The sequence below is a fragment of the Mesorhizobium sp. M7A.F.Ca.US.014.04.1.1 genome, assembly GCF_003998745.1.
Taxonomy (GTDB): domain Bacteria; phylum Pseudomonadota; class Alphaproteobacteria; order Rhizobiales; family Rhizobiaceae; genus Mesorhizobium; species Mesorhizobium ciceri.
Window position 1 is genome coordinate 1 of the sequence record NZ_RZRW01000404.1, and the last position, 5,357, is coordinate 5,357.

The 5,357-nt window shown below is 60.9% G+C and carries 8 protein-coding genes; 4 read left to right on the forward strand and 4 right to left on the reverse strand.

Going from position 1 to position 5,357, the window contains the following annotated elements; genetic code table 11:
- Positions 1–209: 209 nt before the first annotated feature.
- The 3 genes from EOA22_RS23340 to EOA22_RS23355 all read left to right on the forward strand — a co-directional run bounded on the left by EOA22_RS23340 (position 210) and on the right by EOA22_RS23355 (position 3,319).
- On the forward strand, positions 210–1,187 hold the full coding sequence (locus EOA22_RS23340; RefSeq protein ID WP_063168781.1) for a hypothetical protein: 978 nt from the start codon (positions 210–212) through the stop codon (positions 1,185–1,187).
- 645 nt (positions 1,188–1,832) lie between these two features.
- Entirely contained in the window at positions 1,833–2,189 is a 357-nt protein-coding gene (locus EOA22_RS23350) for an SPW repeat protein (RefSeq protein ID WP_027162069.1), read from the forward strand.
- Between the two features lie 212 nt (positions 2,190–2,401).
- A complete protein-coding gene (locus EOA22_RS23355; protein ID WP_013530136.1) occupies positions 2,402–3,319 on the forward strand; it encodes an NADP-dependent oxidoreductase in 918 nt (305 codons plus the stop codon).
- 33 nt (positions 3,320–3,352) lie between these two features.
- Here the strand turns inward: EOA22_RS23355 and EOA22_RS39020 are convergent, their stop codons facing one another.
- Both EOA22_RS39020 and EOA22_RS23360 read right to left on the reverse strand, forming a co-directional pair.
- The gene (locus tag EOA22_RS39020; protein ID WP_244514335.1) at positions 3,353–3,583 is read right to left on the reverse strand and encodes a hypothetical protein; all 231 of its coding nucleotides are present in this window, start codon (positions 3,581–3,583) and stop codon (positions 3,353–3,355) included.
- Positions 3,577–4,038, reverse strand: a complete 462-nt coding sequence (locus EOA22_RS23360) for a hypothetical protein (RefSeq protein WP_244514337.1) — start codon at positions 4,036–4,038, stop codon at positions 3,577–3,579. Before EOA22_RS23360 ends, EOA22_RS39020 begins: the two co-directional genes overlap by 7 nt.
- Before the next feature lie 217 nt (positions 4,039–4,255).
- Between EOA22_RS23360 and EOA22_RS23365 the strand changes: the two genes are divergently transcribed.
- A complete protein-coding gene (locus tag EOA22_RS23365) occupies positions 4,256–4,696 on the forward strand; it encodes a DUF2267 domain-containing protein (protein ID WP_013530134.1) in 441 nt (146 codons plus the stop codon).
- A gap of 62 nt (positions 4,697–4,758) precedes the next feature.
- On the opposite strand, the gene EOA22_RS23370 is transcribed toward EOA22_RS23365, so the two are convergent.
- On the reverse strand, positions 4,759–4,974 hold the full coding sequence (locus tag EOA22_RS23370) for a hypothetical protein (RefSeq protein WP_063168782.1): 216 nt from the start codon (positions 4,972–4,974) through the stop codon (positions 4,759–4,761).
- Between the two features lie 57 nt (positions 4,975–5,031).
- Positions 5,032–5,277 (reverse strand): hypothetical protein, encoded by a 246-nt coding sequence (locus EOA22_RS23375; RefSeq protein WP_013530132.1) that lies wholly within the window; start codon positions 5,275–5,277, stop codon positions 5,032–5,034.
- Positions 5,278–5,357: the final 80 nt, after the last annotated feature.

Genomic DNA, 5,357 nt, shown 5'->3' on the forward strand with positions numbered 1-5,357 from the left:
CCTGCTTCAAGGATACGAAGACGTCCGCCGCAAGCCTGGAGCCAGCATGTCGGCGTAGGGCCGTTGCATGCGTCGACCTGCTTTGCGGATCTTCATGCGGGCGCGCTAAACAAGATGTGTTTCGCCTGATAATGCGAGGCCATCTATGATCGATTCTCGCGGCAATACCGCAAGAAATCGCCATTCGCTTCGACAGGAGAATTGATCCGGTGCGGTTGAGATCTGTTTGTCTGGGCGTCGTCGCCAGCTTTTTCGTCGCCGTCATCGCCGTGACGGTGTCGGCTCGATCCTTTGCCGCATCATCTGACGTTCCGGCCTGGTTGCAGGCTCATGTCGGCAACAGCGAGGGCCAGATCTCACAAATTGTCCTCGAACGAGCCCGCGCGCTTTATCGGAAGAAGGTCGCCCAAGGGGCCGTCAAGAACCCCTGCTACTTCGCCATGGATGCGACACGCCCCAGCGATCTGGGCAATGGCGTGCTCGGCCGCCGCTACTACGTCATCTGCGAGGCCAGCGAGTCCTTCCGCGCGATTTCGTCGGGTCATGGCAGCGGGCGGAATCTGAAGGGCGTCGTCGATTTTTCGAATGGCAAGCGGTGCGCTAGGAACTTCGGCAATGCGATGGATTCATCGTTGACGGCCGGCGGCGCCTATATGACCCGCGAGGCGAAAACCTCGTTCAAGGGTTATTACCGCACTGGTGCGAAACGGGACGTGGCTTTCCAGCGCACCTTCATCCAGTTCGACGGCGAAGGCGAAGCCGCGAACGCCAGGCAGCGGGTGATCGGCGGCCACGCGGCCCAGGTGCTGCACGGCCTGTGCCTGCGCAAAAATCCGAACAGCTCGCATGCCGACCATGACGGCTTCGTACCGTTCGGCAAGCTGGTGGATTATGCCGGCGGCCGCAGCAATGGCTGCACCAGTTGGTCGCCGGCGGATGCGCAGCAGATTATCCCGATGGTCAAGGACAATCCGACGACGCTCTACATCTACCCGGAATCGCGCGACATCGCCGCGGTCGCAGCCAACCATTCACAGCCGGGCGCCTATTGGAACGCGTCCTGCCTGAAGGAAATCGGCACACCGAAATTCTGGCCGCGAAAGACCCTCGAGCCGATCATCGCCCAATACAGGAAGGATCATCCGGCACCGCCGCCGCAGCCAGTGCCGATTTGCACGCAGCCGTGACGTCCGCTTCGGCATGCGAACCATGCGCATTGATCAGCAACCCGTCGTGAACCGGTATCGATCCCGATCTCCGAGGTTTGCCAGCGTCTGACTCCCCGCGCGTCGTCGATGTCGGCAAGCCAAAGGCTGGGATAGGTTCATTTGTAACCTCGGCGCGTTGGTCCCCAGAGACAACGCGCGCCCATGGCGCGGGCGGCCGCCGCCGAGAAGGCCGCCGAAACGAAAGGCGCATCCGGTCGTTCCGCCGCCGCGCGCAAGGCAGTGCGGACCAAGGGTACCCGCGGCAGGAAGGAAGCGGCACAGAAGGCTGCCAGAACGCGAACACATCACGCTTACATTGAACGTCTTCTTCGAGGACTGGCGCTCCGGGTGACGACTATGATCGAGAGGCGATCACATGGGTAATCGCCTGCGCCTCGCATCTTCCCGCCGCGTTGTATGTCGCGAACGGATCGGGAGTGGCTGAATGCTCCTGGCGAGGAGAGTTCCCGGTGCCGTGCCAGGCCGATTGGTTGGAACCAACGGCCTGCTCTCCAGTTAGAAAGCCAGCAAGTCTGGTTGTAGCCTTGCCGCCATGTGACCGACGGTTTCAAGGCCGCCGATTGAGCTTCGGAAGCGTGGAGAGCACGCTTGATGGAGAAAATCATGAACCAATGGTCAAATGCCAAGCTCTGTGACGTAGCAAATCTGGTCCTCGGAGCAATTCTCTTCTTCTCTCCATGGATATTCGCCTTCGCGGCAGGGACACAGTCCCAGAATGCCATGGGCAGCGGCATCGTGATTGTCGTGCTTTCGGTTGCCGCCCTCTTCGCCTTTGCTGTCTGGGAGGAATGGCTGAACCTCGTTGTGGGTCTTTGGGTAGTCGTGTCTCCCTGGGTGCTTGGATTCCAGGCAACCACAGCCATGGGCGTGCATGTTGTAATCGGCGTTCTGGTCGCGGTTCTGGCTGCGATCGAGCTGTGGATGATGAACCAGAACCCGCCGACGCAGTCTACGGCCTAGCAGGACTGGGCGTCCTTGCGGCGGCCTGATCGTGACGGATTGGCCGCCGACAAATTGGCATCCCGCTGGGTCGCCGATGATGGTGGAAAATCATCTGACGGTGGCCCGCCGGGAGGCCAGCGTGCCTGCCGCCGCAACCTCGGCTGCACAGCCGCTGACGACAGCCCTGCAGACAGCGTCGCCGAAAGCCAGACAACAGGAGGTATGCCGACATGAAAGCAATCCGCATCCACGCTTTTGGCGGACCTGAGGTTCTTTCGATCGATCAGGTCCCCTCGCCTCAGCCCCTTGACGACGAGGTTGTGCTCAGGGTCCGCGCCGCAAGCGTCAATCCGATCGACTACAAGACCCGCGAAGGGTCGGTGAGCGAGACCCTGCCGGTCACGCTCGGGCGCGACGTATCCGGCACGGTGGAAATATGCGGTACGCGGGCGCATACGTTGAAGAAGGGCGACCCGTTGTTTGCGATGCTTGGTCATGACCGGGGCGGCAATGCCGAATATGTCGTGGTCAAGGCGACGGAGGCGGCTGCCAAACCGGATCGTCTAAGCCATGTCGAAGCCGCGGCGGTGCCGCTTGCCGGCATCACCGCATGGCAAGGCCTTTTCGATCATGGCGGCCTCAAATCCGGACAACGGGTTCTCATCCATGGCGGCGCCGGCGGCGTCGGTCATCTGGCGATCCAGCTGGCCAAGGCCGCGGGCGCGTTCGTCGCGACAACCGTTTCCGCCGAGGACGTCGTTTTCGTGCGTGAGCTTGGCGCCGATCAGACGGTCGACTACAAGAATCAGCGTTTCGAAGAGGTCGTCGATGCGGTCGACCTGGTGTTCGATCTTGTCGCGGGCGACACGCAGGAGCGCTCCTGGGAGGTGCTCAAGCCTGGCGGGACGCTCGTTTCCACGCTTTCCCAACCGTCGCAGGAAAAGGCAAACTTGCGTCGGGCGCGTGGCGTCTCCTACCTGGCCGAGCCGAATGCGGCGCATCTTGCCGAGATCGGCCGCCTCATCGAGGCCGGCAAGGTCACCCCCTTCGTGCAAGCCACCTACCCGCTTGGAGAGGTCGCCAAAGCGGAAGAACGGCTGGAAAATGAGCATGTGCGTGGCAAGATCGTGCTTGAGGTTTCCGCCTAGCGCGAGTTGATGCTCCTGCCCCTCTCGAACGGGTTATCCGATCCGCGCCTCGCCGTCGCTGTCCGGCACGTTTGGAAACAGCACCTTCAGCTTGTGTTCCGCGCTTGCCCAACTGCGCCTGTGATGTTGCCACAGGCACCAGTTGCTCACCGCAAAAGCTAGAATGCCGACAGTCACGGCGAGACTGACCATCGAGCCAACGACAACCTTGAGCATCACGCCGGCAAAGACACCGGCGATGGCACCGTTGACGACATTCACCATCCCTGCGGTTCCGGCGAACGCTTGCCAGGGCCTTGGCTTGAGGCCGACATCGGCCAGCAGAGCCGTTTGGGGGTGGAGTGAACCAGATAGCGCGCCATCGAAGGGGTGAGCTCGGTGTAGCAGTGCCTGATGCGTGCCATGCCGCGGGCGTGGACCATGTCTTCGATGGCCACCTGCACAGCCCTGACGAATGTCACCAGCCCAATGAAGTAGAGGCACGGCAACAGGATCAGGCTGAACAGCATGAAAGGAAGCCCCATCCTCGTCACCTGGGCCACGAAAGCAAGGGCGATCGTGGCGCTGGATACCGAAGTCAGGAACAAATTTGCGCGCTGATTCGCCTCCTGAATAGTCGCCGCCCTGGCGGTCCCCAGCACCAAATGCTCCGTCGTCATCATCTGCAGGAGTTGCTGTCGGTTCTCGCCTTCAGTGGTTTTTGTCTTCCTTGCAGGCATCGCAAAAAACCCGTTGCAGGACGCGCAACCAGCTCCTCAAAGCCGCCCACCCAGGAACGAACTGCTTCGGAAGGGGTTCCGGCGCAACCAAGACCGCTACCGTGGATCCCGGGGCAGAGCCGGATCACAGGCCGAGCCAATTTTGTCGACAGATAGCGAAACGATTGTCCCTGAGCATCGTTTCGAAACCAGACATGAATTTGATGAGGAGGCGATGATGAGCGCTACCGGTTTGGATGTCTTTGACAGGACGCTGCAGACAACCAACATCTGGCTCGACGAGATCATGGACGATCATGGTCCGGATCGGCGAATTGCATGGCACATATTGGGCGCGGTCCTGCGGACCGTAAGGGACAGGCTGCAGATCGGGCTTGCGGCCAAACTTGGGGCGGAACTGCCGCTCCTGGTGCGCGGCGCCTATTACGACCACTACCGGCCCGCAGCCGAGCCGGACAAAACGCGCTCCCTGGAAAACTTCTCGCAGCACATCGGCGAGGAATTGAAATCGATCCGCCCCGTCGATCCCGAGGATGCAGCACGCTCGGTGTTCCGAGTTCTTGCACGGCATATTGATCTTGGCCAATCGGCTAAGGTGCGCGATGCGCTGCCGAAGGAAATCCAGGCGCTCTGGCCCGAAAGCCTCGGTGTCAAATAGAGATGGCACGAATCTGGCGGCTCCCCGGACAGCCAGGCCGAGGCTGGCGCCCCTGTCGGGCGTCAGTCCCGCAAACGGTTGGCGGCATGATCCTGATGCTGCTCGGTCGCGACCTGCCTGGAGTCCAAACCGCGTTCTTTGGAATGCTGTGCCTTGTCGCGATTGGACAGAACCTTGTTTTCTTCGAGCTTGTCTTTTGGCGTCACGGTCATGGCGCCTGTGCCGGAACCCTTTCCTTGTGAACCTGCTCCGATGTGCTTCTTGCTGCCGTGTGCCATGGGCTGCCTCCAATCTATGACGAATGTTCCAGGAGCGTTGCTGGTCCGTGACGCGCTTTAGTCGTCGGCACGGTTCTTGTGATGGGCGCTTTCCTGATTCTTGCCGCGAAGCATGTTGCGGTCGTCTGGATCGACGAGGTCCGGTGTATCGGTCCTCATGTCCGCTCCCTTGCGCAGTGCTTCGCGTTCCGCCGCTGATCGTTTCAGATCCGCCTCGGCATCAAAATCCTTGCCGGCGTTCTTTGTGTTTTCCCGCTCTTCAATGATGCGAATTTGTTGATCGTGGGTTTTGCGTCCAGTCATCGCTTTCCTCCGGCGTGTTCGTGTCGGCGCCCGAAAGTGGTGCGTCGCCGGCCGTCTCTAAGGTCGGTTACGGCGTTTGC